We start from the raw sequence: 23,290 nt of genomic DNA on the forward strand, positions 1-23,290 counted from the left end.
GGGGTGGTGTCTCGGATGGTGGCGGGGTCGGGGTCCTCAGCCGGCGGCAGGCGGGCGCACCTCCGCCCCGCCGCGGATCACGCGCATCGGTGCGGGGCGGTCCGTGACGAGCTGGGCGATGCTCTCGGCGGCGAATTCGAGGCGCGTCGCGCTCTGCGGGCCGGCCCAGTCGGCGATCTCAGAGATTCCGAGCATCTCGCCGCCGGCGACCCCGGCCAGGCGCCAGGCGCGCTCCAGCTCGGCATCGGTGAGCGCTCCGGTGCGATACGCGAGCAGATGCGCGCGGTCGACCATGCTGCCGGTGCCGAACGGGCTCCAGGCGTCGCGCACTCCGTCCGAACCGAGCGCGAGGCGCACGCCGTGCCGTTCGAACCGGTCGAGATCTGGCACCGGATCGGGCCCGAGCGCGCAGGTCGCGATCCAGATGCCCGCCTCGGCGACGCGATCGAGGGTCTCGCCCAGGCTGGGCAGCGATGCGTCGCAGAGGGCGAAGGCGTGGCCGATGGTGACGCGCCCCTGCCGACCGCCCGCGATGGTGCGGGCGGCGATCTCGCGGATCTGCGCGAGTCCGTCCTCCCCGCCGTCGTGCAGATGGATGTCGAGGTCGCGGCCGGCGCGATCCGCGAGCCCGAAGATCGCATCGAGGTGCCCGTGCAGATCGCCCTCGAGCCCGCCCGGGTCGATTCCGCCCACGAGATCCGCGCCGGCGTCGAGCGCGGCGGCCATGACATCGAGGGTGCCGGGGTTCGTGAGCAGGCCGAACTGGGGGAAGGCCACGATCTGCACGGTGAGGTGCGGCGCGAGCCGCTCCGCAGCGGCGCGCACGCCCTCGACGTTCGCGGTGCCGAGTTCGCTCGACACGTCCACGTGGGCGCGCATCGCCAGGGTGCCGTTCTCGAGCGCGTGCGAGAGCAGCGCGTGGGATCGCTGCTCGACCGACGCGTCGAAGCCGAACTGGGTCGCGCGGTCGTTCTCGATGAGCTCCCGCAGCGTCGCGGCCGGGCGACGCGACATCCAGGGCGCACCCCACGACGTCTTGTCGGGATGGATGTGGGCATCGACCAGACCGGGGGTACGGAGCAGCTGTCGCTCGGGGGTCGCCGTCATTGGTTGGACCTTTCTCGTCTCGTGTCGATCGCTGCCGCCGCGACCGGGGTAGCGGCCGGCGACTCGTCAGACATATGATAACCATACAAGCTACCCGATACTGCAAGGATGGTCACGTGCGCCAGATTCAACGACGATCTCTCGTCGACACGGTCGTCGACGAGCTGAAGCGCGAAATCGCCCAGGGGAGCTGGGCGATCGGAGATCGGATCCCCTCGGAGGCCGAGCTCACCACCACGCTCGGCGTCAGCCGCCCCTCCGTGCGAGAGGCCGTGCGATCGCTCGTGCAACTGGGGCTCCTCGAGACCCGCCAGGGCGACGGCACCTATGTGGTGGCGACCGACGCGACCCAGGTCGCGCTGCGCCGGGCCCTGCGCTCCGCCGACAGCCGCGAGGTCATCCGCGTGCGGCGGGCGCTCGACGCGCTCGCCGCACGGGAGGCGGCGGAGTTCCGCAGCGAGACCGACCTCGCCTATCTCGCCGAACAGCTCCGGCAGCGCAGCGCAGCCGTCGCCGCGGGCGACACGGCGGCATTCGCGGAGGCCGACCTCGCATACCACCTGGGCATCGCCGCCGCCTCGGGCAACCGCCTGCTGACCGACATCTACGCGAGCTTCGACGGCTCCATCCGGGAGTCGGTCGCCGACGCCTCCTGCCTCGCCCGGGGCGCAGACCCCGATCGCGCCGACCTGCACGACGCGCTCTTCCGAGCGATCGATGCGAGAGACCCCGAGGCGGCCCAGTCCGCTGCGCTCGGTGTGCTCGAGCAGCAGGAGCGGTTGCTCGATGAGCACCCCTGAACGCCGCCACGGCATCGCCGCCGGAGTACTGATCCTCGCCGTCGGCCTCAGCGTCCGCTACCCGATCACCTCCGTCTCACCGCTGCTCGGCGAGATCGCGGCCACCTATGGCCTCTCCGCCTCCGGGCTCGCGGTGCTGAGCGCCATCCCGGTGCTGCTCTTCGGGCTCGCGTCGCCCCTCGCCCCGCTGCTCGTCTCCCGGCTCGGCCTCACCCGGTCCATCTCGGTGCTGCTCGCGGCGCTCGCGGCGGCCACGCTGCTGCGGCCGCTCTCGCCCTCGCTCCTGTTCTCGGGCACCGTCGCGATCGGCGCGGCGATCGCGATCCTCGGCATCCTGGCGCCGCAGGTGATCCGGCACGCACTGGCCGCCAGGGGCGGGTTCTGGACCGGGGTCTACACCACATCGTTCGGAGTGAGCGCAGCGGCCGGCGCGGCGCTCGCGGTCCCGCTGCTGCACGTCTTCGACGACCGGGTGGCGCCGGCGCTCATGAGCTGGGGCATCCCCTTGCTCATCGCGGTCGGGCTCGCGCTCGCCTTCGGCCCCCGCGTCGGCGCCGGGCCCGCGGCGCGCGGCGCCGCCAAGAAGATCGCGCACGGCTCCGTCTTCCGCACCCGGGGCATCTGGGCGGTCACCGGGTTCTTCGGCTGCCAGGCGCTCATCTACTTCTCGCTCACGGCCTGGCTCCCGACGATCGCGGTCGATCGCGGCATGCCGGCCCCGCAGGCGGGTCTGCTCCTCGCCTGGATGAGCGTGGCCGGACTCCCGGCCTCGCTGCTCGCTCCCACGCTCGCCGGGCGGCGGTCGCTGCGCACGAAGCTGATCGTGGGCGTGGGCGTGCTCTCGATGCTCGGGATCGCGGGGCTCGCCCTCGGCCCCCTGGCCCTCGCGCCACTCATGGTCGCCGTGCTCGGCGTCGCGCAGAGTGCGGCGTTCGGTCTCGCGATCGCGCTCATCGTGTTCACCGCGCCGAGCGCCGCCCAGACGGCCGCCTTCTCAGCGACGAGCCAGGGCATCGGATACGCGGCGGCCGCGCTCGGCCCGCTCCTGCTCGGCGTGCTGGTGCAGGCGGGTGTCGAGTGGTCCGCGGCCGTTCTGCTGCTCGCCGTCGCGGCGGCCGGGGAGCTGGCGTTCGGCGTCATCGGCTCGCGCGCATCACTCGGCGAGGATCCCGCCGGCCGCTCGTAGCCCGGTGTGCCGGGTCGTCACCGCGGTCGCCGGGTCGTGCGCCTCGTCGGCTGGGCACCCGGCACCCGCGCTCGAACCCGAGCCCGTTGTTCGAGACCGAGCCGATCATCACCTCTGGACGCGTCGGTCTCGAACAATCGGCTCGGTCTCGCCGAGCGCGCGAGCGCGCGATACGCGCGAAGCGCAGCGAGCGCCGCTACTCGTCCGTGTCCTCTTCGTCGCCGTGCGGCCGCCCCGATTCGAGGTGGGTCGCCGGGCCGAGGTGCGATGCGCCCCCCTCGTCCACCCACTCGTGGCCGAGCTCGTCGTTGTGCGCGGGATCCGATTCGTGATCCGGACGCCTGCGATCCCCATCGGTCTGCATCGTGCCTCCCTGCCTCCGCGGGCCACGCGGGCGCGAAGCCCATGCTCCCAGCGTACGCGCGCCGGCCAGCTTACGATAGAGGGATGAAGCGGATCCTGACCTACGGCACCTTCGACCTCCTGCACTGGGGGCACATCCGCCTGCTGCGCCGCGCGCGCGCGCTCGGAGACTACCTCGTCGTGGCGGCCTCCACCGAGGAGTTCAACGCGGGCAAGGGCAAGAAGACCTACCACGACTTCGAGACGCGCAAGAACATGCTCGAGGCCGTGCGCTACGTCGACCTCGTGATCCCGGAGGAGGCGTGGGACCAGAAGATCCGCGACGTGCAGCGCTACGAGATCGACGCCGTGGTGATGGGCGGCGACTGGGAGGGCGACCCCCGCTTCGAGGTGCTGCGCGACTACTGCGAGGTCGTCTACCTCGACCGCACCGAGGGCGTCTCGACCACCAAGATCAAGAAGGATCTCGGCGTCAACGCCTAGCCGTCGCCGATTCCCACGACTGCGTCGAAACCGACGTTCCCGGATCTCGACTCGCTCCGCTCGCTCAATCGGCGGAGAACGCTCGCTGCGTTCGCTCCACCGGCGGCCGGCAGCCAACAGCGAACTCGGGGCCGGGCATCCGGCGCTGGCGCTTGTGCGGCGGAGAGAAGTGCGATTCTGCACATCTCGAGGACGCAATGTCGCGCTGGCGCCGGATGCCCGGTCCCGAGCTCAGGGAGACTACAGCACCTTCGAGAGGAACGCCTTGGTGCGCTCGCGCTGCGGGTTGCTGAGCACCTCGGCGGGATCGCCGGCCTCCACCACCACGCCGCCGTCCATGAACACGAGCTCGTCGGCGACCTCGCGGGCGAAGCCCATCTCGTGCGTCACCACGATCATGGTCATGCCGCTCTCGGCGAGGCCCTGCATCACCTCGAGCACCTCCCCCACGAGCTCGGGGTCGAGCGCCGAAGTGGGCTCGTCGAACAGCATAAGCTTCGGCTCCATGGCCAGCGCCCGCGCGATCGCCACGCGCTGCTGCTGCCCGCCCGACAGGTGCGCCGGATAGTAGTCGTAGCGCTCTGCAAGCCCCACGCGTGCGAGCAGCTCCATGGCCCGGGACTGCAGCGACGCCTTGTCGCCCTTCTTCAGCAGGTTCGGTGCGAGCATCACGTTCTCGAGCGCGGTCATGTGCGGAAACAGGTTGAACCGCTGGAACACCATGCCGATGTCGCGCCGCTGCTTCGCGGCCTCCTTCGGGTGCATCTCGTAGATCTTGTCGCCGCTCTGGCGATAGCCCACGAGCTCGCCGTCGACCCAGAGCCTGCCGGCGTTGATGGTCTCGAGGTGATTGATGCAGCGCAGGAACGTCGACTTGCCCGACCCCGAGGGGCCGACGAGGCAGAGCACCTCGCCCCGCTGCACCTCGAGCGAGATGGACTTCAGCACCTCGTTCGAACCGTAGGCCTTCGAGACGGCCTCGGCTCTCACCATGGGCGTGTCGGTCGCGTGAACGCTCATGCGCCACCTCCGGGTCGATTGTGCGGCGGCACGATGGTCTCGCCGCCGCCGCTGGGATAGGTCGGCGTCGTCGGGTCGTCGGTGCCGACCACCCCGATCGCCTGCGTCTCGACCGTGGGCTTCATCACGTCGGGCCGCTGCTCGACGCCCTTCGCGAAGTGCTTCTCGAGGTAGTACTGGCCCACCATGAGGATCGAGGTCACCGTGAGGTACCAGAGCGACGCGACGATGAGCATCGGAACCGGCTGATACGTGACGGCCGCGATGTCCCGCTGCCGCCCGTAGAGATCCAGCGTGAACGGCACCGCCGTGACCAGCGAGGTGGTCTTCAGCATCGAGATCACCTCGTTGCCGGTCGGCGGGATGATCACCCGCATCGCCTGCGGCAGGATCACCCGGCTCATGGTGTGCCACCAGCCGAGACCCAGCGCGATCGACGCCTCGTTCTGCCCCTTGTCGACCGAGAGCAGGCCCGCGCGCACGATCTCGGCCATGTACGCCGCCTCGTTGAGCGCGAGCCCGATGATCGCGAGCGTGAAGTAACTCAGCAGATCCTTCGTGTTCAGACTGACGATCGCCTCGGTGAACGGGATGCCGAGATCGATGCTCTTGTAGATGGTGGGCACCAGCCCCCAGAACACCAGCTGGACGTAGACCGGCGTACCGCGGAAGAGCCAGAGGTAGACCCAGGCCACCGCGGCGACCACGGGATTCGGCGACTGCCGCATCACGGCGATGGAGACGCCGAGCACGATGGCGATGATCATCGAGTAGACGGTGAGCTGCAGGGTGTACCACGCGCCCGTGACGATCCGGGTGTCGAACAGGTACTTGCCGACCTCGCTCCAGTTGTACACCGGCCGATTGAAGGCCATGTCGTAGAGGAAGAGCGCGACGATGATGATGAGCACCGTGGCGAACACCGTGCGCCACGGGTGCCGCAGCCTGATCGCCTGAATGCTCTGCGGGCCGGGGGGCGAGTCGCCTCCGGCGGAATGACTGGTCATGGGGATGCTCCTATGCTCCTAGTTCTCACCCGCGTTGATCGTGGCCGTGGTCAGTGCGCCCGCCTCGACGCCCGCGCTCGTGAGGATCTCGAGATATGTGCCGTCGTCCATGAGCGACTGCACGGCCGCCTGCACGGCCCGCGTCATCTCGCTGTCCTTGGGCGTCACGAGCCCGTACGGCGCGGCGTCGAACATCTCGCCGACGAGCTCGATCTTGTCGGGCAGCTGCAGCGCCGCGTCGCCCGAGATCGGCGAGTCGGCCGAGAACGCGACCGCACGGCCGTCCACCACCGCCTGGGTCACTTCCGGCTGCTGGTCGAGCACGAGGATGTCGATGGGCTCCTCGCCGTCGGCCACGCACTTCGCGCTGCGGGCGGGCAGCTCGTCCTGCTCCTGCACGGTGGTGGCTTTCACCGCGACCGTCAGGCCGCAGGCGTGCTCGGGATCGACGTCCTGTCCCACGGCCGCGGCCCACTGCGAGCCGGCGTTGAGGTAGTTGATGAAGTCGACCGACTTCTGGCGTTCGACCGTATCGGTGAACGATGACGAACTCATGTCGAGCGCGCCCTCCTGGATGCGGGGGATGATGCTGTCGAAGCTCATGTCCTCCCACTGCGCCTCGAGCCCCAACTTGGCCGCGACCGCGTCACCGAGGTCCACACCCCAGCCGACCGGCTCGCCCTCGGCGTTCTTGTACTCGTTCGGGGGGTAGTTGGGGTTGATGCCGACGCGCAGCACGCCCGATTCCCGCACCTCTTCGGGCAGCAGCTCCACGGCTGCCGGGTCGGGCTCGATCCCGTCGAGCACCGCCGCGTCTGCGGTGGTGCGCTCCACGCCATCGGTGTTGGTGCAGCCCACGAGGGCGAGAGCGGCGACAGCGGTCAGGGCGGGGAGGATATGGCGGATCTTCATCGATTCTGTTCCTTCGGTGGTTCTGGGCGTGCTGCATTCGGTGCGACGATCGCGCCGATGATGCGGGCCCCTCCCCGGTTCCCCCGCATCATCGACTCCGATCGGTCAGGCGTGTCAGGTGTGTCTGGCGGTGCCGGCGTGTCAGGCGGTGCCGGCGTTGACGGTGGCCTCTTCGAGGGCACCGGACTCGATCCCGGCGGCCGTGAGGATCTCGAGGTACGTGCCGTCGTCGATGAGCGACTGCAGCGCCGCCTGCACCGCCTCGGTCGTGCCGCTGTCCTTCTGCGTCGCGAACCCGTACGGCGCGGCGTCGAAGACGTCGCCGACGGTCTGGAGCTGGTCGGAGAGCTTGGCCACCGCGTCGCCGGTCACCGGGAGGTCGGCCGAGAACGCATCGGCGCGTCCGTCGACGACCGCCTGGGTCGCCTCGGGCTGGCCGTCGAAGCGCAGCACCTCGATCGGATCCTTCCCTGCGTCTTCGCAGGCCTGCGACTTCGCGGGGAGCTCCTCGGTGTCCTGCACCGTGGTCGCCTGCACCGCGACGGTCAGACCGCAGGCATCGTCGGGGTCGACATCCGATCCCGTGGCGGCGGCCCACTGGGTGCCGGCGTTCAGGAAGTTGACGAAGTCGACCGACTCCTGCCGTTCGACCGTATCGGTGAACGACGACGAACCCATGTCGAGGCCGCCCTCCTGGATGCGCGGGATGATGCTGTCGAAGCCGAGGATCTCCCATTCCGGCTCGAGGCCGAGCTTCGCGGTGACGGCCTCGGCCAGCTCCACGCCCCAGCCCACGGGGTTGCCGTCGGCGTCCTTGTACTCGTTGGGCGGGTACTCCGCATCGGTGCCGATGCGCAGCACGCCGGAGTCCCGGACCTCGTCGGGCAGCAGATCGACTGCGGCCTGGTCGGGCTGGATGGCGCTCGTGTCGGCGCTCTCGCCGCCACCGGCGCCGCCGCCCTCCGTCTCGGCGTTGTTGACGCAGCCGGTGAGCGCGAGCGCTGCGGCCGCGGCGAGCGCGGGAAGCGCGTATCGAATCTTCATTGATCCCTCCAGTTGGGAAGACCGGGTCGCCCCGGTAGTGCAATCTCGCTCCGAGTGTACTGCGCGGCGCGTTCCGATCGACTACAGAGTCTCTCCCCCGGTCCATACCAGCACTGGAGCCGGGCGGGCGCCGCCGCGGGATTCCGCGGCGTGCGGCTCCGCGAGGGCAAGATAACGTTCCGGTCACCTCCGCTCGCCCGCGAACGCCGGATCCGTGCAGCTCGGAACTACCCGCGCCCCACGCGACTGTCAAGCCCTGGCCTCGATACCGAATCGTTACCTAGGCTGAGGGCACCACCTGGACACGACCCACGGCGCGACCCGCCGGGGAACGACCCGCCAGGGAACGACGAGGACGAAGACCCGAGAGCACGTCATGAGCACCACTACCGACCGGAGTCGCGGCGCGCGCCCGGTCGAGCGCGGGCGCACCGGGCATTCCGGGCGCTCGGACGCGACCGGCAGACCGGGTGCGCCGCGCCCGCACGCGGTGCGGCGCGACATCCAGGGGCTCCGTGCCGTCGCCGTCGCGCTCGTGCTGGTCTACCATCTCTGGCCCGCGAGCCTGCCCGGCGGCTACATCGGCGTCGACGTCTTCTTCGTCATCTCCGGCTTCCTCATCACCGGCCAGCTGCTGCGCGAGGCCGAGGCGAGCGGCCGCATCGACCTGCCCCGCTTCTGGGCGCGACGCGCGCGGCGCCTGCTGCCGGCCGCGCTGCTCGTGCTCACGGTCACACTGCTCGCGGTGTGGATCTTCGCACCACGCGGATTCCTGCCCTCGTTCCTCGTGCAGCTCGCCGCGTCGGCCGCCTATGTGCAGAACTGGGTGCTCGCGGGGCAGTCCGTCGACTACATGGCGGCGGAGGCGCAGGTCTCGCCCGTGCAGCACTACTGGTCGCTGTCGGTGGAGGAGCAGTTCTACATCCTGTGGCCGCTCGTCGCCGTGCTGGCGGCGGCCCTCGCGATCCGCGCAGCACGACGGCGCGGCGCAGCCCCGCGCATCCGCACGGCGCTCGCGCTGCTCGTGGGGATCATCGCACTCGCATCGCTCGCATTCTCGGTGCTCACCACGGCGGCCGATCCCTCCCGGGCCTACTTCGTCACCACCACCCGGGCCTGGGAGTTCGCGATCGGCGGGCTCCTCGCCTGCCTCGCAGCATCGCCGGCCGGATGGCTCGATCGCGCGGGTCCGGGCGTGCGCTCGGCGGCCGCCTGGGTCGGACTGGCGGGCATCGCGGTCTCCGCCGGGGTCTACAGCGATTCGACGCCCTTCCCCGGCGCGGCCGCCCTGTTGCCTGTGCTCGCCACCGCTCTCGTCATCGCGGCGCAGGAGCCCCGGAAGAGGTGGTCGCCGCGCGCACTCCTCGCGGCACGGCCCATGCAGTGGCTCGGCGACGTCTCGTACGGCGCCTACCTCTGGCACTTCCCACTCATCGTGATCCTGCCGTTCGTGCTCGGCAGGAGCCTCGGTATCGTCGGTGGGCTCGTGGTCATCGCGATCACGCTCCTGCTGGCCTGGGGCTCGAAGACGTTCGTCGAGGATCCGTTCCGCACGCGCCTCTCGCGCTCGTGGCCCGACGGCCGCGCGATCGCGATCACCTCGGCCGGCATGGCGGCGATGCTGGTGTTTTCGCTCGTCGGGGTGCACACCGCGGATCGCGCGGTCGAGACCGAGCGGGTGCGCGTCGCGGCGGCGCTGCAGGATCCGGAGCCGTGTCTCGGCGCCACCGCGCTCGCGCCCGGTTCGCGCTGCGAGGCGCTGCCGGAGCGCCTGCCGATCCCGGAACCCGCGCTCGCGGACAAGTCCCCCGAGCGCTGCCTCGACGACACGGAGGGCAGCGAGCCGAGCCTCTGCGAGTACGGGAGCGCCCGCGCCGACGCCGAGCGCACTGTGGCCCTCGTCGGCGATTCGCACGCCGAGCAGTGGCTGCTGCCGCTCGACCGGATCGCGCGACAGCAGAACTGGCGACTCGTGGTGATGGCGAAGGCCTCGTGCCCGTTCACCGCGGCGCACCGCGATTTCGTGTCGTCACCGGAGGCCGAGAACACACAGCTGCGCCAGGACTGCGCGCGGTGGAACGACCGGGTGCTCGATCGCCTGGAGAGCGACCCGAGCATCGACACGGTCGTGACCTCGGCCAAGGCATCGAATCGCGTCGTCGCCGAGACCGGTCGGAGCTGGCGCGAGACCGCCGTGCGCTCCTACGAGGAGCGGTGGAGCGAACTGCCCGAGTCGATCGAGCGGGTGATCGCGATCCGCGACACCCCGCAGCTGCCGGACGACGTGCTGCAGTGCGTCTCGGAGCAGGGCGAGCGCGCGGCCCGCGAGTGCGCGGTGGATGTCGAGGAGGCCATCACCGAGGACCCGCTCGCGGAGGCCGCGAGCACGACCGAGCAGGCGGAGCTGATCGACCTGAGCGACTACTTCGTGGTCGGGGACGCCGTGCCGCCGGTGATCGGCGGCGTGCTCGCGTTCCGCGATTCGCACCACCTCAGCTGGGCCTACGCCGAGATGCTCGCCGACCCCCTCGCCGAGCGCATGCACGCCGCATTCGACGAGGATCCGGAGGCCGACTCCGGCGCCGAGTCCGACGCGCGGTCACGCACCGACGCGGGATCGAGCACTGATCCGGCATCGAGCACCGATCCGGCATCGAGCACCGATCCGGGATCAGGCGCCTGAGTCACCACCATCTGCCCCGGCGAGCCCGTTCTCGGCGAGCCACTGCCGTGCGAGCCGCTTCGGGATCCGGCCCAGCCGGGCGTCGATGATCAGTTCCCGCAGCAGGTCCCCGTCGATGCGGTCGAGGGGGCCAGCACCGCCGGGGAGCCGTCGAAGTGCGGGATCGTGAACAGCGACTCGGGAAAGCCGGCGAGCAGCGCCCGCTTCGCCTCGGCGCCGTCGACGCGGATCCCCAGCACGAACCCGGGCGGCCACTCGCGCCCGGGCTCCGCGAGCTGGGCGAGGTCGACCTTGCCCGGCGGCCGCTCCCGCCCTCCCGCGGGCTCGCCTATCGCGGGCGTGCCGCCCCGGGGCTGCGAACGGTCAGGCCGGCGCGCGCGGCGGCGGTCATCAACTCGACGTCGTAGCTGATGAACTCGTCGGCCTCGACGCGGAGCGCCGTCGCGAGATGCACCGCGTCGGCGCTGCGGAGCCCCCACGCGGAGGTCGCCGCGCGCTGCAGGTCGATGCGCTCGAGATCGATGAGTTCGACGGCCCCCAGGATCTCCGCCACCGCTTCGGGGTAGATCGAGCGTTGCCGGTCGGAGGCGCAGTGCAACTCGGTGTGGAGCAGCCATGACGAGACGCACGCGCTTCCCCGCTCGAGCTGCAGGTCGACATAGTCCGCCAGTTCGACGGACTCACGCTCCTCGACGAGGAGCTTGAACGCGGCTGAGGGATCGAGGTAGGCGATCACCAGCGGCCCCGGAGGTCGTCGAGCAGGTCGCCGCTGCTCACCGCGGCTGCGCGGGGAACGTCGGCGAGGCGGCGCTTCGGCTGCGCCGCGGCACGAGTCCTCCCTGATTCACGAAGATGCTCGAGCTCCGTGGAGGGCGGAGCCGGCGGAGCCAGAACCGCTACCGGCTTCCCCCGGTTGGTGATCACGAACCGCTCCCCCGCCTGAACACGGGCGAGCACCCGGCTGCTGTCATTGCGCAGCTCTCGGTGCGGGATCGTCTCCATGGGCTGTTCGTAGCAAACTGCTACAGGTGCGCTGCGCGGCGCGAGATCCGCGCCACCCCACCCGAACCCTAGACTCGTGGCCATGCTGACGAGAGAGGCCGCGCGCGCGTACTTCGCCCTGCAGGCGGTCGCCGGTGCGGCCTGGTGGGTTGCGGTGTTCGCGGTGCCCGCGGTGCGGGAGGCCACGCTGGGCGGGTTGGATCCGGCACTCATGGCCGTATTCGACCTGCCGCTGTTCGTCGGGGCGTCCGCGCTCGCGGCGACCGGCCTGCGCTGGGCGGTGTGGATCGCGGCACCGTGGACCGCACTCGTCGCCGGCGGCATGGCGCTCTACGCCACCGGGACGGAGCGGGCGGGGTGGGGCGCGCTCCTCATGATCGCCGCGACGATCGGCAGCGCCGCGGCCGCGCTGCTCGTGCTGAGCGGGCGCATCCCCTCGGAGCGGATGCTCGTGGGCCCGTTCGCCTTCCGCGCGGCACCATCCACGACCGCTCGCGGCCGCGTCGGGCGCACCGGCGCGCAGATCGTCGTGTTCTGGGGTCTGTTCCTCATAGTATTCCCGCTCGCGATCGTCGCGATCGAGCAGCGCTGGGGCCTCCACCTCGATGCTCCCCCGGCCGCGCGCGTCTCGGGAGCGGTGCTGCTCGTCGCGGCGAGCGCGCTCGGCATCTGGTCGGCACTCGCGATGTCGCTGCGCGGCGAGGGCACTCCCCTGCCCGCTGCGATGCCGCACCGCCTTGTGGTGAGCGGCCCGTACCGCTACGTGCGCAATCCCATGGCCCTCGCCGGCATCGCGCAGGGGGTGGCGGTCGGCCTGATGCTCGGCTCCTGGCTCGTGGTGCTCTACGCGCTCGCCGGCTCGCTGTTCTGGAACCGGATCGTGCGCCCGCTCGAGGAGGCCGACCTGCAAGCGCGCTTCGGCGCCGAGTTCGCGGCGTACCGGGATCGCGTGGCGTGCTGGATCCCGCGCCCGCGGCGCTCGGTGCGCCCGCCCGCCGGTTGAGCACGGGCGCCGTCCCGACTCTTCGCCAACAGCCTCGAAGCACCCACCACCCAAGATTCCATCTTCGCGCGCCAGTTCTTGTCACCTCACGCGAGGTTTGGTGACAAGAACTGGCGCGCGAAGACGGGTTTCGGCCGGAATCGATCGGGATCGGTGTGCACCGAGGGGTGGGCGGCCTCCGAGGTGCGCGATCCGCCTGTGGAAGGCGTCCGCGAGATCGACGAGAGGGTTTCGGCTCCGCTGCGCTTGCTCAACCGGCGGATCGCGGGTTGCTCCGCACACGAGCACGGGCCTACACTGAAGAAAGTTCGTCTAGACGAACTTTTATCTTCACCCCCTCCGGAAAGGATCTCGATGCGCCCCCGCGCCCGACTGCTCACCGCGACGAGCCTGCTGGCCACCGCTGCGCTCGCGCTCTCCCTCTCGGCCTGCTCCGCAGATGCCGGGGGCGGCTCGGCCGGGAACGGTGCGCAGGACGGGAAGCCGGTGGTGCTCACGACCTTCACGGTGCTGTCCGACATCGCCCAGAACGTCGCGGGCGATCACCTCGAGGTGCGATCGATCACGAAGGTCGGGGCCGAGATCCACGGCTACGAGCCCACCCCGGGCGACATCGCGCAGGCGTCGCAGGCCGATCTGATCCTCGACAACGGGCTCAACCTGGAGCTGTGGTTCGAGCAGTTCGTAGACTCGGTCGACGTGCCGCACGTGGTGGTCTCCGAAGGGGTCGAGGTCATCGACATCAGCGAGGACGCATACGCCGGAACCCCCAATCCGCACGCCTGGATGAGCCCGCTGAACGCCCAGATCTACGTGGACAACATGGTCGCCGCGTTCAGCGAGCTCGACCCGCAGCACGCCGAGGACTTCGCGGCGAACGGCGCCGCGTACCGGGCCGAGCTGCAGCAGATCAACGATGAGCTCGTCGCGGAGCTCGCCGCCCTGCCCGAGCAGCAGCGCGCGCTCGTCACCTGCGAGGGCGCCTTCTCGTACCTCGCGCGGGACGCCGGACTCGCCGAGCGGTACATCTGGCCGGTCAACGCCGAGCAGCAGGCCACCCCCCAGCAGATCGCCTCGGCGATCGAGTTCGTGCGCGACAACGACGTGCCCACCGTGTTCTGCGAGTCGACGGTCTCCGACCGACCGATGCGCCAGGTCGTCGAGGCGACCGGGGCGTCATTCGGCGGGACGCTCTACGTCGACTCCCTGTCGGAGACGGACGGGCCGGTGCCGAGCTACCTCGACCTGATCCGCTACGACACCGACACGATCATCGCGGGGCTCGCCGGGGGCGCCTCGTGACGCCCGCGATCCGGGTGCGCGACCTCGCCGTGCGCTACGGCGAGGTCGTCGCCCTCGACGGGGTGAGCCTCGACGTCGCGGCGGGCCGGGTCACCGGCCTGATCGGCATGAACGGATCGGGCAAGTCGACGCTCTTCAAGACGATCATGGGGATGGTGCGCCCCGACGCCGGCGTCGTGCGACTCGAGGGCGCCGATCCCGCTGCCGCCCGCAGGCAGGGCCTGATCGGCTACGTGCCGCAGAGCGAGGATGTCGACTGGAGCTTTCCCGTCTCGGTGCGGGACGTCGTGATGATGGGCCGATACGGATATCAGGGCCCCACTCGCCGCGCGCGCGCCGCGGACCGGGGCGCCGTCGACGAGGCACTCGCCCGCGTGGAACTGACGGAGTACGCCGATCGCCAGATCGGGCAGCTCTCCGGCGGGCAGAAGAAGCGCGCCTTCGTGGCCCGCGGCATCGCACAGGACGCGCGGATCATGCTGCTCGACGAGCCGTTCGCCGGCGTGGACAAGCGCAGCGAGGCCACGATCGTGCGTCTCCTGCGCGAGCTCGCCGAGGACGGACGCGCGATCCTCGTCTCCACCCACGACCTGCACGCGCTGCCGCAGCTGGCCGACGAAGCCGTCCTGCTGCTGCGCAGCGTGCTCTTCCACGGCTCCGTCGCCGAGGCCCTGCGGCCGGAGAATCTCGCCCTGGCTTTCGGCCTCGACGTGCTCGACACCCCCACTCGTCATCCTGCGGGAGCTTGCGACTCGCAGGATCTTAGCGATGGATCCTGCGACTCCTCCGTCGCGCAGGATGACCGTGAGGGGGACACCGCGTGAACGCCCTCGATCTGATCCTCGAGCCCCTGCAGTACGACTTCATGCTGCGGGCGCTCATCACCACCGTCATCGCGGCGATCGTGTGCGCCCTGCTGTCGTGCTGGCTCGTGCTGATCGGCTGGTCGCTCATGGGCGATGCGGTCTCGCACGCGGTGCTGCCCGGGGTGGTTCTCGCCTACGTCTTCGGCGCACCCTTCGCGCTCGGCGCGCTGGTGTTCGGCTTCCTCTCCGTGGCGCTCATCGGCGCGATCCGCGGCACGAGCCGCGTCAAGGAGGACGCCGCGATCGGCATCGTCTTCACGACCCTGTTCGCACTGGGGCTCGTGCTGATCTCGGTCACCCCCAGTCAGACCGACCTGACGCACATCATCTTCGGCAATATCCTGGGCGTCTCCAACGGCGACCTGACGCAGATCGCCGTACTGGCCGCGGTCGCGTTCGCGATCCTCGTGCTCAAGCGGCGCGATCTCACGCTGTACGCCTTCGATCCCACACACGCCCACGCGATCGGCCTCTCGCCGCGCTTCCTGGGGGCGCTGCTCCTCGGACTGCTCGCGCTCACCTCGGTGGTCGCGCTCCAGGTGGTCGGCGTGATCCTCGTCGTCGCGATGCTCATCATCCCGGGCGCGACCGCCTACCTGCTGACGGACCGATTCGGGCGGATGCTCGTCATCGCGCCGAGTGTGTCGGCGGCGTGCTCCGTCGTCGGCATCTACCTGAGCTACTGGCTCGACGCGTCGCCCGGCGGTCTCGTCGTGGTGGTGCAGGGCTGCGCGTTCGCGCTCGTCTACCTGCTGAGCCCCCGGCACGGGCTGCTCGGCAAGCGCCTTGCGTCGCGCCGGCGCCGGTCGGGGGCGGCGCGACGCTAGCCGCGCCGACCTCGGGCCCCGGCCCGGGCGAGACCGAGCGAGTGGTTCGAGACCGACACGAATATCGGCGCAAGAAAGCTCGGTCTCGAACAATCCCCTCGGGTTCGGTGAACGCAGCGGGGGTGCGGGATCGCGCATCGCGCAGATCCCGCACCCCCGAGCGCGGATCCCGAGCCACCCGCTACTTCGCGACGAAGTAGAGGCGCTTGTTGGCGAACTCGCCGATGCCGACCGGGCCCATCTCGCGGCCGAAGCCCGATCGCTTCACGCCGCCGAAGGGCAGCTCGGCCGCCTCCGCCGCGATGGTGTTGACGTGGGCCATGCCCACCTCGAGCTTCGAGGCGACACGAGCCGCGCGCGCCTCGTCGGTCGAGAACACCGAGCCGCCCAGGCCCAGCGCGCAGTCGTTGGCCAGCTCGAGCGCCTCCTCGTCGCTGTGCACCTTGTACACGGTCGCGACCGGGCCGAAGATCTCCTCGCCGTACGACTCGGAGTCGCGGGGAACGTCGACGAGCACCGCCGGCGAGTAGTAGGCCGCGGGGCCCTCCGACAGCTCGCCGCCGGCGAGCAGGCGCGCGCCCTCGGAGACCGCCTGCTGCACCTGCGCGTTCACGGTCTCCGCCGCCGCGCGCGTCGAGAGCGGCACGTACTCGCCCTCGGCCAGGTTCAGCTGGTCGCCGGGCTTCAGCCCCTCGGCGAGCTTCACCAGCTCGGCCACGAACTCGTCGTAGATGTCGGCCATCACGATGAGCCGCTTGTTCGAGTTGCACACCTGGCCGGCGTTGTAGACGCGGAAGTCCCAGGCGGTCTTCGCGACCTCGGCCACGTCGTCGGCGTCGAGCACGACCATCGGGTCGATCCCGCCCAGCTCGAGCACGGCCTTCTTGAGGTGCGTGCCGGCCTGCGCACCGATGATGGCGCCGGCTCGCTCCGATCCCGTCAGCGAGACGCCCTGCACGCGCGGGTCGGCGATCATGGTGGCGATCTGGTCGTGCGACGTGAAGAGCGCCTGGTACCCCCCGGTCGGCACACCCGCCTGCTCCATGATCTCCTGGATCACGAGATTCGACTTCGCGCAGATATCGGCGTGCTTCAGGAGGATCGTGTTGCCGAGCACCAGGTTGGGGGCCGCGAAGCGGGCCACCTGGTAATAGGGGAAGTTCCACGGCATCACGCCGAGCAGCGCGCCGACGGGCAGGTGCTCGATCACGGCTTTGCCGGGGATCGTCGACGGGATCTCGTAGTCGGTGATGAGCCCGGGTCCGTAGACCGCGTAGTACTCGATGATGTCGGTCGCGAAATCCACCTCGTCGAGGCTCTCGGCGATCGACTTGCCCATCTCGGTCGCGATGATCTCGGCGAGCTCCTCGCGGCGCTCCGCGAAGATCTCCGCGACGCGCTTCACGACCGCGGCGCGCTCCTGCACGCTCCGCTCGCGCCACTCGCGGTAGGCGGCGTCGGCCGCCGCGAGCTGCTGCTCGACCTGCTCATCGGTCGCTGAATCGAAGGTCTCGACAATCTCGCCCGTCGCGGGGTTCTGAACTCGATACTTCGCCATGATTTATCAGTTTCCTGTCTTCACTATCGGCGCGCGAGTGCACGCCGCACTCTCTATCGTCGCATCTCGGCCGGATCTCCGCGAGCGCTTCCGCTGCGGATCCCGCGCTCGCGTCCGCGCCACAGCGACGCAAACTGCGGAGATGCCCGTCGATCGCAACGGTTTACGCCGGTGCGCGACCCAGACGCTCCCCTCCACCCCATCCTGTCCTCCTCTCACCCTGCGTCCTCTCACCCTGCCTCTCCTTCGCGCGTCAGTTCTTGTCACCTCAGCGCGGCTGAGGCGACAAGAACTGACGCGCGAGATGGCAATTCGGCGGGAACACGCGGCTGGCGGGGCTCGGCGGCACGCCGGATCGGCGGGCCCGCTCAGCGCGCGGAACTGCGCGAGACGGGGAACGGGTCGGCGTAGCCCGCCCAGGCCGCCGGCCCGGCCGCGAACTCCGCGTCGGTGAGCGCCGCCGCGTCGAGCGCCGCCGTGAGCGCGCGCCGATCCAGGTCGAGCCCGATGACCGCGACGTCCTGACCGAAACCGAGCACCTCGTCCTCCGCGCTGAACTCGTGGTCGGCGGCCAGCGGGTGCAGGGAGAACATGCAGCCCACCTGCTCCCACTTGGCGGTGATCCGGGGCCGCGAGGCGAGGCGGCAGAGCCCGGCCGAGCGGAGCACGGATCCGAACGCGCCTCGCTCGAACGCCCCGTTCAGCAGCGCGGAGAGCCGAGCGGGATGCATGGGGCGCAACTGCTCGTAGCGGAACGACTCGACGCGCGCATCGGTGATATGCGGGTCGAAATCGTCGTTGAGGATCCCGACCCAGCCGGGCCGGTCTTGCCCCTCGGCGTAGACGACCGGCTCACCCGCGTGCACGACACCGCGGTCGAGCGTCAGCCTGGCCTGCGGGCTCAGGTGGCTGACGACGGCCATGGTCATCGACAGGCGAGGCGTGGGGAGCGGCTCCCAGTTGACGAGGAGCAGCGTGGACGCGAACTCGATCTGCTCCGTGAAGCGCAGGGCGCGCGCGACCCCCACCGCTCCCCCCGGCACGGACCGCACGAAGTAGTCGTCTCGGCGCAGATCGTCGAGCACGTGCGCCGCGTCGACCACGCACGTGATCCCGGTAAGACGGACGCGACCCTCGGCCTCGCAGAACGCTCCGATGATCTCGGTCGTAGAGGCGTGAGCAGGGAACTCCACCACCGCGCGACGCGCAGACCGCGCCCAGGCGACGAGGTCGACCGCTGCGGTTGCGGGATCGGGCGAGGCCGTGAGACGAGCGGCCGGCAGGAGCGTCGATCCGGTCGTCTCTGCGAGACGCCGGGCCGCGCGATGCCGCTCCGGCCCGCACGAGCCGACGACCGCGATCACGTCGATGGGCGTCATGTCCCTCCTCTGGCGGTAAGCGGCAGGACTCGCCCTGCCGCGATATAGACTACATGAGAATCATTCTCATTAATAACCGGAACGTCGGGAGATCGCATGAAGGTCCGAGCCTCACTCAAATCGCTCAAGAATCAGCCCGGGGCGCAGATCGTGCGTCGCCGGGGGCGCGTCTACGTGATCAACAAGCGCAACCCCCGCTTCAAGGGGCGTCAGGGCTGATGCGCCGCACGCCCGGCACCGGGTACTCGCAAGAGATCGCTCCGACGGGCTCCCGGTCATGCTGCGCGAGCAGCGAATCCTCAGAGGAGAACGCGCCGGCGTTTTTCGGATTCGCTGCTGGAGCCACCGCTCCAGCGTCGCAGGATTCACACGCCTGGATTCTGCGACTGCGCGCCGAATGACAGGAACTCCCGCGACTCGCCCGACACGGTGGCGGCAACGGAGCACGTATTTCATGATTGCAACGAACGGCATGATATTGATACGATCGCAGCGGCGGCCGGACCGCGCGGCGCGGTGCTGGGCCACGACGAAGGAGCTGCGATGACCATTCACGACGGCGTTCGCGATCTCGAAGGCGGGATCAAGACCGACTTCAGCACGTCGATGGACTACGGCACGTACCTCGACCTCGACACTCTGCTCTCCGCGCAGTCGCCCGTGAGCCGCCCCGAGCACCACGACGAGCTGCTCTTCATCATTCAGCACCAGACCACCGAGCTGTGGCTCAAACTGGTGCTGCACGAGCTGCGGGCGGTGCGCGAGTACCTCGACGCGGATCGGCTGACCCGGGCGCTCAAGACGCTTTCCCGAGTCAAGCACATCCAGCGCACGCTGGCCGAGCAGTGGTCGGTGCTCGCCACCCTCACCCCGGCGGAGTACGCCGAGTTCCGCAGCGTGCTCGGGCCGTCGAGCGGCTTCCAGTCGTACCAGTACCGGGCGATCGAGTTTCTGTTGGGCAACAAGAACGCCCGCATGCTCGAGGTGTTCGCGGGCACGCCGCAGCACGCGGAGCTCGAGGCGCTGCTGCACGAGCCCACCGTCTACGACTGCTTCCTGCGCCTGCTGGCGCGACGCGGCTATCCCATCCCCGATTCCGTACTACAGCGCGACGTCGCGGAGGCCTGGGTCGAGCACCCCGAGCTGCTCCCCGTGCTCAAGACCGTATACGAGGACGTCGACGGGCACTGGGACGTGTACGAGGCGTGCGAGACCCTGGTCGACATCGAGGACGCCTTCCAGTTCTGGCGCTTCCGCCACATGAGCACGGTGCAGCGCACCATCGGCTTCAAGCGCGGCACGGGCGGATCGAGCGGCGTCGGCTTCCTGAAGCGCGCCCTCGATCTCACCTTCTTCCCCGAGCTCATCTCCGTGCGCACGGAGATCGAGGATCTGCGTGACTGAGAGCGGTGCCCGAGCCGGCACAGGCGGCACGGGCACCCCCGGCTCCCCCGCCGCGAACGGCCCCGCCGTGCTGCCCGGGGTGGTGGATCGCCACGTGCACCTCGGACTCGTGGCGTACGAGGCGCTCGCCGGGTCGCCAGTGGTCGAAGTCCACGACCTCGGCTGGGATCCGGCCGAGATACGCGGGATCGCGGCGGAGCTGAGCGGGGTACGGGTGCGCTACGCCGGCCCCTTCCACACGGCACCCGGCGGCTACCCGAGCGGTCGCAGCTGGGCTCCGGAGGGATCCGTGCGAGAGGTCGAGACCGTGGCGGATGCCGGGGCCGCGGTGGCCGAGGCGCGCGCGGCCGGATCCTCGGCGATCAAGATCACGCTGCACGCCGGCTTCCCCGCCCTGAGCGACGAGTTGCTCGCGGCGCTCGTCTCGGCCGCCCGCGCGGCCGGAGTGCCCGCCGTGGTGCACGCCGAGGGCGACGGCCAGGCGCGACGCGCGATCGAGGCCGGCGCCGACGCGCTCGTGCACGCACCCTGGACGGAGCGGCTGCCCGACGAACTCCTGCGGCGCTCGGCCACACAGGGCATCGAGTGGATCTCGACGCTGGCGATCCACTCGGGCGACGACCTCGAGCGCGCGCTCGACAACGCCCGGCGGTACGCGGCACTCGGCGGCCCCATCGCCTACGGCACCGACCTCGGCAACGGTCCCGCACCGGTCGGCGTGAACGAGCGGGAGATCGAGCTGCTCGGCGAGATCGGCCTCGGCGGCGGGCGCCTACTCGAAGCTGTGATGCCCGCCGCGGATCCCGCCGGATTCCTCGCCTCCCCCGAGCCGCCGCCGCGCACGGCGGCCGAACTCGTCGCCTGGCTGCGCGCGGCTCACCGGTTCCCTCACGGGTTGAACGAGCGAAGCACCCACCCCGCACCTGAGCTCCCGAAGGAATCGCAGGATCCACTCCATGGATTCTGCGACTGCGCGCAGAATGACGACGATCAGAAGGAGCACCCGTGACCACGAACCCCACCACCCTTTCCCCCGCGGCGGAGCGCGCCGCCGCGCTCGACGCCGCCGATCCGCTCGCCCGCTTCCGCGACCGCTTCGTGCAGCATCCCGACGTCGTCTCGTACCTCGACGGCAACTCCCTCGGCCGCCCGGTCGCCGCGACGCGAGAGCGACTGTCGGGCCTCGTCGAGACGACCTGGGCCGGGCGCCTCATCCGCGCCTGGGACGAGACCTGGATGGACGAGCCGACCCGCCTGGGCGATACGATCGGCCGTCTGGCCATCGGCGCCGCCCCCGGCCAGACGGTGGTGGCCGACTCCACCTCGGTGCTGCTGTACAAGCTGGTGCGCGCCGCGCTCGACGCGCGCCCGGATCGCCGCGAGATCGTCGCCGACACCGAGAACTTCCCCACCGACCGCTTCATCCTCGAGGGCGTCGCCGCCGAGACGGGCCGCACGATCCGCTGGATCGAGCCGGATCCCGCCGCCGGGGTGTCCGTCGACGAGGTGCGCGCGACCGCGGGCCCCGACACCGCCCTCGTGCTGTTGAGCCACGTCGCGTTCAAGTCCGGCTACATCGCCGACATGGCGGCGATCACGGCCGTCGCCCACGAGGCCGGCGCGTTGGTGCTGTGGGACCTGTGCCACTCGGTCGGCTCGATCGACGTGCGTCTGGACCAGACCGGGGCCGACCTCGCGGTGGGCTGCACGTACAAGTACCTCAACGGCGGCCCGGGCGCGCCGGCGTTCGCCTACGTGGCCGAGCGGCTGCACGACACGATCCGCCAGCCCATCCAGGGGTGGCTGGGCACGGCCGACCCCTTCGCCATGACCGAGGCGTACGCGCCCTCCCCCGGCATCCGGCAGCTCATCTCAGGCACCCCGCCCATCGTCGGCATGCAGCCGATGCAAGACATGCTCGCGCTCATCGAGGAGGCCGGCGGCGAACGCAGCGGCACGACCGGGATCGCGGCGATCCGACGCAAATCGCTCGCTCTGACCGACTTCGTGATCGACTACGCCGACGAACATCTGGCCCGCTTCGGCGTGCGGGTGATCAGCCCCCGCGACCCGGCGGTGCGCGGCAGCCACGTGACCCTGGAGCACCCCGACTTCCGCCGGCTCACCGCCGCGCTCTGGGAGCGGGGCGTGATCCCCGACTTCCGCCCGCCGCAGGGTATGCGCATCGGGCTCTCGCCGCTCAGCACCTCGTTCGCCGAGGTGGCGCTCGGCCTCGACGTGCTCGCCGAGCTGCTCGAGCGCGACGCCACGACGGCAGACGGCTGATGGAGGTGCTCGACGATCTCGACTCCCGCCCCGGGAGTGCGACCTCGTTGCTGCGCACCGTCATCGGGGCGGTGCTGCGGGATCACGGCGGCTGGCTGCCGACGGCCGTGTTCGTCGAGCTGCTGCGCACCGTCGGGGTCAGCCCGGAGCGTACGCGCACCGCGCTGGCGCGCGTACGGGCGAAGGGCCTGCTCGTCGCCGAGCCGAGGGAGCGGCAGCCGGGCTCCGCGCTGGCCCCGGCGGCCGAGGCCATGCTCGCCCGCGGCGACCGCCGCATCCACGAGCCGCGCAGCATGGACGACGGCGACGCGTGGTGCCTCGTCTCGTTCAGCGTGCCGGAGAGCCAGCGGCAGACGCGGCATCAGCTGCGCAGGCAGCTCTCCTGGATCGGCGCGGGCCACGTGTCGCAGGGCCTGTGGATCCTGCCCGCCTTCCTGCTCGACGAGGCCGAGGACATCGTGCGCCGCCTGGGGCTGGCGGATCGCGCGACGCTGTTCGTCACCCACGAGGTGCACGGCGCGGCGCCGCTGCACGAGCTCGCCGCGCAGTGGTGGGATCTGGGCGCGATCCGAGAACTGCACGAGGGGTTCCTCGCGGCGCATGCCGCCGACCTCGCGGCGTGGAACGCGGATCCCGCGGAGGCCACGGCGTTCCGGCTGTGGATCGGGGCGCTGGATTCCTGGCGCCCGATCCCCTATCTCGACCCCGGGCTGCCGCCCGCGCTCCTGCCGCGCGACTGGCCGGGCGCGCGCAGCGCCGCACTCTACCTCGCGCTGCGCGAGACCACAGCTGCGGCCGCGAGCGCCTACGTCGACGGTGTCGTGGGCGCCGCGGGCTCCGGGCCGTCCGCGGGCTCCGGGCCGTCCGCGGGCTCCGGGCCCTCGGCACGCTCGGGGCCGTCTGCGCCCTCGAAACGCTCCCCCGCCCGAGTCGCGCCGGCGGCGGCTCCGGCGAGGTCCCCGTCGGCGAGCGAGGCCGGCCGCTGAAACATGTCGCCGTAGTGCCCGAGCAGGCTGAGGAACGTCGTCTCGGCCACCGCGCGCTGATCGCTCTGCCCG

The 23,290-nt window shown here is 70.7% G+C and carries 24 protein-coding genes; 13 read left to right on the forward strand and 11 right to left on the reverse strand.

Features of this window, described 5'->3' with window-relative positions; translation table 11 throughout:
* Nucleotides 1-36: 36 nt before the first annotated feature.
* On the reverse strand, nt 37-1,107 hold the full coding sequence (locus EVS81_RS08415; protein ID WP_130109987.1) for an amidohydrolase family protein: 1,071 nt from the start codon (nt 1,105-1,107) through the stop codon (nt 37-39).
* 116 nt (nt 1,108-1,223) lie between these two features.
* On the opposite strand from EVS81_RS08415, the gene EVS81_RS08420 reads away from it, so the two are divergent.
* Complete coding sequence (locus tag EVS81_RS08420) at nt 1,224-1,907, forward strand: FadR/GntR family transcriptional regulator (RefSeq protein ID WP_130109988.1); 684 nt, start codon at nt 1,224-1,226, stop codon at nt 1,905-1,907.
* Complete coding sequence (locus tag EVS81_RS08425; protein WP_165384217.1) at nt 1,894-3,093, forward strand: MFS transporter; 1,200 nt, start codon at nt 1,894-1,896, stop codon at nt 3,091-3,093. Before EVS81_RS08420 ends, EVS81_RS08425 begins: the two co-directional genes overlap by 14 nt.
* Nucleotides 3,094-3,289: 196 nt before the next feature.
* On the opposite strand, the gene EVS81_RS15785 is transcribed toward EVS81_RS08425, so the two are convergent.
* Nucleotides 3,290-3,457 carry a hypothetical protein gene (locus tag EVS81_RS15785; RefSeq protein WP_165384218.1) on the reverse strand — a complete coding sequence of 56 codons (168 nt, stop codon included), beginning with the start codon at nt 3,455-3,457 and terminating at the stop codon, nt 3,290-3,292.
* A gap of 83 nt (nt 3,458-3,540) precedes the next feature.
* Between EVS81_RS15785 and tagD the strand changes: the two genes are divergently transcribed.
* The gene (gene tagD, locus EVS81_RS08430) at nt 3,541-3,939 is read left to right on the forward strand and encodes a glycerol-3-phosphate cytidylyltransferase (protein WP_130109990.1); all 399 of its coding nucleotides are present in this window, start codon (nt 3,541-3,543) and stop codon (nt 3,937-3,939) included.
* A 240-nt stretch (nt 3,940-4,179) separates the two neighbouring features.
* On the opposite strand, the gene EVS81_RS08435 is transcribed toward tagD, so the two are convergent.
* The 4 genes from EVS81_RS08435 to EVS81_RS08450 all read right to left on the reverse strand — a co-directional run bounded on the left by EVS81_RS08435 (nt 4,180) and on the right by EVS81_RS08450 (nt 7,922).
* Complete coding sequence (locus EVS81_RS08435; protein ID WP_130109991.1) at nt 4,180-4,959, reverse strand: amino acid ABC transporter ATP-binding protein; 780 nt, start codon at nt 4,957-4,959, stop codon at nt 4,180-4,182.
* On the reverse strand, nt 4,956-5,966 hold the full coding sequence (locus EVS81_RS08440) for an amino acid ABC transporter permease (protein WP_130109992.1): 1,011 nt from the start codon (nt 5,964-5,966) through the stop codon (nt 4,956-4,958). The genes EVS81_RS08435 and EVS81_RS08440 overlap by 4 nt, the downstream gene beginning before the upstream one ends.
* Nucleotides 5,967-5,984: 18 nt before the next feature.
* The gene (locus EVS81_RS08445; protein ID WP_130109993.1) at nt 5,985-6,878 is read right to left on the reverse strand and encodes an ABC transporter substrate-binding protein; all 894 of its coding nucleotides are present in this window, start codon (nt 6,876-6,878) and stop codon (nt 5,985-5,987) included.
* A 141-nt stretch (nt 6,879-7,019) separates the two neighbouring features.
* Nucleotides 7,020-7,922 carry an ABC transporter substrate-binding protein gene (locus tag EVS81_RS08450; protein ID WP_130109994.1) on the reverse strand — a complete coding sequence of 301 codons (903 nt, stop codon included), beginning with the start codon at nt 7,920-7,922 and terminating at the stop codon, nt 7,020-7,022.
* A 376-nt stretch (nt 7,923-8,298) separates the two neighbouring features.
* On the opposite strand from EVS81_RS08450, the gene EVS81_RS08455 reads away from it, so the two are divergent.
* Entirely contained in the window at nt 8,299-10,605 is a 2,307-nt protein-coding gene (locus tag EVS81_RS08455) for an acyltransferase family protein (protein WP_130109995.1), read from the forward strand.
* Between the two features lie 89 nt (nt 10,606-10,694).
* Here the strand turns inward: EVS81_RS08455 and EVS81_RS15790 are convergent, their stop codons facing one another.
* The 3 genes from EVS81_RS15790 to EVS81_RS08465 form a co-directional block, all read right to left on the reverse strand.
* Complete coding sequence (locus EVS81_RS15790) at nt 10,695-10,844, reverse strand: hypothetical protein (RefSeq protein ID WP_165384219.1); 150 nt, start codon at nt 10,842-10,844, stop codon at nt 10,695-10,697.
* A gap of 89 nt (nt 10,845-10,933) precedes the next feature.
* On the reverse strand, nt 10,934-11,341 hold the full coding sequence (locus EVS81_RS08460; RefSeq protein WP_130109996.1) for a type II toxin-antitoxin system VapC family toxin: 408 nt from the start codon (nt 11,339-11,341) through the stop codon (nt 10,934-10,936).
* Nucleotides 11,338-11,607, reverse strand: a complete 270-nt coding sequence (locus tag EVS81_RS08465) for a type II toxin-antitoxin system Phd/YefM family antitoxin (protein WP_130109997.1) — start codon at nt 11,605-11,607, stop codon at nt 11,338-11,340. The genes EVS81_RS08460 and EVS81_RS08465 overlap by 4 nt, the downstream gene beginning before the upstream one ends.
* A gap of 82 nt (nt 11,608-11,689) precedes the next feature.
* Between EVS81_RS08465 and EVS81_RS08470 the strand changes: the two genes are divergently transcribed.
* The 4 genes from EVS81_RS08470 (at nt 11,690) to EVS81_RS08485 (ending at nt 15,605) form a co-directional block, all read left to right on the forward strand.
* Nucleotides 11,690-12,610, forward strand: a complete 921-nt coding sequence (locus EVS81_RS08470; RefSeq protein ID WP_130109998.1) for a methyltransferase family protein — start codon at nt 11,690-11,692, stop codon at nt 12,608-12,610.
* 354 nt (nt 12,611-12,964) lie between these two features.
* Complete coding sequence (locus tag EVS81_RS08475; RefSeq protein WP_130109999.1) at nt 12,965-13,912, forward strand: metal ABC transporter substrate-binding protein; 948 nt, start codon at nt 12,965-12,967, stop codon at nt 13,910-13,912.
* Complete coding sequence (locus EVS81_RS08480; RefSeq protein WP_130110000.1) at nt 13,909-14,736, forward strand: metal ABC transporter ATP-binding protein; 828 nt, start codon at nt 13,909-13,911, stop codon at nt 14,734-14,736. The genes EVS81_RS08475 and EVS81_RS08480 overlap by 4 nt, the downstream gene beginning before the upstream one ends.
* Complete coding sequence (locus EVS81_RS08485) at nt 14,733-15,605, forward strand: metal ABC transporter permease (protein ID WP_130110001.1); 873 nt, start codon at nt 14,733-14,735, stop codon at nt 15,603-15,605. Before EVS81_RS08480 ends, EVS81_RS08485 begins: the two co-directional genes overlap by 4 nt.
* Before the next feature lie 181 nt (nt 15,606-15,786).
* On the opposite strand, the gene EVS81_RS08490 is transcribed toward EVS81_RS08485, so the two are convergent.
* Both EVS81_RS08490 and EVS81_RS08495 read right to left on the reverse strand, forming a co-directional pair.
* Nucleotides 15,787-17,163, reverse strand: a complete 1,377-nt coding sequence (locus EVS81_RS08490; RefSeq protein WP_130110002.1) for an NAD-dependent succinate-semialdehyde dehydrogenase — start codon at nt 17,161-17,163, stop codon at nt 15,787-15,789.
* A gap of 368 nt (nt 17,164-17,531) precedes the next feature.
* Nucleotides 17,532-18,542, reverse strand: coding sequence for a GTP-binding protein (locus EVS81_RS08495; RefSeq protein WP_130110003.1), 1,011 nt, complete (start codon nt 18,540-18,542; stop codon nt 17,532-17,534).
* A gap of 96 nt (nt 18,543-18,638) precedes the next feature.
* On the opposite strand from EVS81_RS08495, the gene ykgO reads away from it, so the two are divergent.
* The 5 genes from ykgO (at nt 18,639) to EVS81_RS16115 (ending at nt 23,218) form a co-directional block, all read left to right on the forward strand.
* A complete protein-coding gene (gene ykgO / locus EVS81_RS08500; RefSeq protein ID WP_130110004.1) occupies nt 18,639-18,761 on the forward strand; it encodes a type B 50S ribosomal protein L36 in 123 nt (40 codons plus the stop codon).
* A gap of 324 nt (nt 18,762-19,085) precedes the next feature.
* On the forward strand, nt 19,086-19,946 hold the full coding sequence (locus EVS81_RS08505; protein WP_130110005.1) for a tryptophan 2,3-dioxygenase: 861 nt from the start codon (nt 19,086-19,088) through the stop codon (nt 19,944-19,946).
* Nucleotides 19,939-20,955: an amidohydrolase family protein gene (locus tag EVS81_RS08510; protein ID WP_205879302.1), complete on the forward strand. Its 1,017-nt coding sequence runs from the start codon at nt 19,939-19,941 to the stop codon at nt 20,953-20,955. Before EVS81_RS08505 ends, EVS81_RS08510 begins: the two co-directional genes overlap by 8 nt.
* The gene (locus EVS81_RS08515; RefSeq protein ID WP_130110006.1) at nt 20,952-22,232 is read left to right on the forward strand and encodes a kynureninase; all 1,281 of its coding nucleotides are present in this window, start codon (nt 20,952-20,954) and stop codon (nt 22,230-22,232) included. The genes EVS81_RS08510 and EVS81_RS08515 overlap by 4 nt, the downstream gene beginning before the upstream one ends.
* Nucleotides 22,232-23,218, forward strand: a complete 987-nt coding sequence (locus EVS81_RS16115) for a PaaX family transcriptional regulator (protein WP_130110007.1) — start codon at nt 22,232-22,234, stop codon at nt 23,216-23,218. Before EVS81_RS08515 ends, EVS81_RS16115 begins: the two co-directional genes overlap by 1 nt.
* Nucleotides 23,219-23,290: the final 72 nt, after the last annotated feature.

The organism is Leucobacter triazinivorans (genome assembly GCF_004208635.1).
Lineage (GTDB): Bacteria > Actinomycetota > Actinomycetes > Actinomycetales > Microbacteriaceae > Leucobacter > Leucobacter triazinivorans.

Coding starts and splice junctions, on each gene's coding strand:
- EVS81_RS08415 (WP_130109987.1), bottom strand. CDS start 1,107: ATGACGGCGACCCCCGAGCGACAGCTGCTCCGTACCCCCGGTCTGGTC.
- EVS81_RS08425 (WP_165384217.1), top strand. CDS start 1,894: ATGAGCACCCCTGAACGCCGCCACGGCATCGCCGCCGGAGTACTGATC.
- EVS81_RS15785 (WP_165384218.1), bottom strand. CDS start 3,457: ATGCAGACCGATGGGGATCGCAGGCGTCCGGATCACGAATCGGATCCC.
- tagD (WP_130109990.1), top strand. CDS start 3,541: ATGAAGCGGATCCTGACCTACGGCACCTTCGACCTCCTGCACTGGGGG.
- EVS81_RS08435 (WP_130109991.1), bottom strand. CDS start 4,959: ATGAGCGTTCACGCGACCGACACGCCCATGGTGAGAGCCGAGGCCGTC.
- EVS81_RS08440 (WP_130109992.1), bottom strand. CDS start 5,966: ATGACCAGTCATTCCGCCGGAGGCGACTCGCCCCCCGGCCCGCAGAGC.
- EVS81_RS08445 (WP_130109993.1), bottom strand. CDS start 6,878: ATGAAGATCCGCCATATCCTCCCCGCCCTGACCGCTGTCGCCGCTCTC.
- EVS81_RS08450 (WP_130109994.1), bottom strand. CDS start 7,922: ATGAAGATTCGATACGCGCTTCCCGCGCTCGCCGCGGCCGCAGCGCTC.
- EVS81_RS08455 (WP_130109995.1), top strand. CDS start 8,299: ATGAGCACCACTACCGACCGGAGTCGCGGCGCGCGCCCGGTCGAGCGC.
- EVS81_RS08465 (WP_130109997.1), bottom strand. CDS start 11,607: ATGGAGACGATCCCGCACCGAGAGCTGCGCAATGACAGCAGCCGGGTG.
- EVS81_RS08470 (WP_130109998.1), top strand. CDS start 11,690: ATGCTGACGAGAGAGGCCGCGCGCGCGTACTTCGCCCTGCAGGCGGTC.
- EVS81_RS08475 (WP_130109999.1), top strand. CDS start 12,965: ATGCGCCCCCGCGCCCGACTGCTCACCGCGACGAGCCTGCTGGCCACC.
- EVS81_RS08490 (WP_130110002.1), bottom strand. CDS start 17,163: ATGGCGAAGTATCGAGTTCAGAACCCCGCGACGGGCGAGATTGTCGAG.
- EVS81_RS08495 (WP_130110003.1), bottom strand. CDS start 18,542: ATGACGCCCATCGACGTGATCGCGGTCGTCGGCTCGTGCGGGCCGGAG.
- ykgO (WP_130110004.1), top strand. CDS start 18,639: ATGAAGGTCCGAGCCTCACTCAAATCGCTCAAGAATCAGCCCGGGGCG.
- EVS81_RS08505 (WP_130110005.1), top strand. CDS start 19,086: ATGACCATTCACGACGGCGTTCGCGATCTCGAAGGCGGGATCAAGACC.
- EVS81_RS16115 (WP_130110007.1), top strand. CDS start 22,232: ATGGAGGTGCTCGACGATCTCGACTCCCGCCCCGGGAGTGCGACCTCG.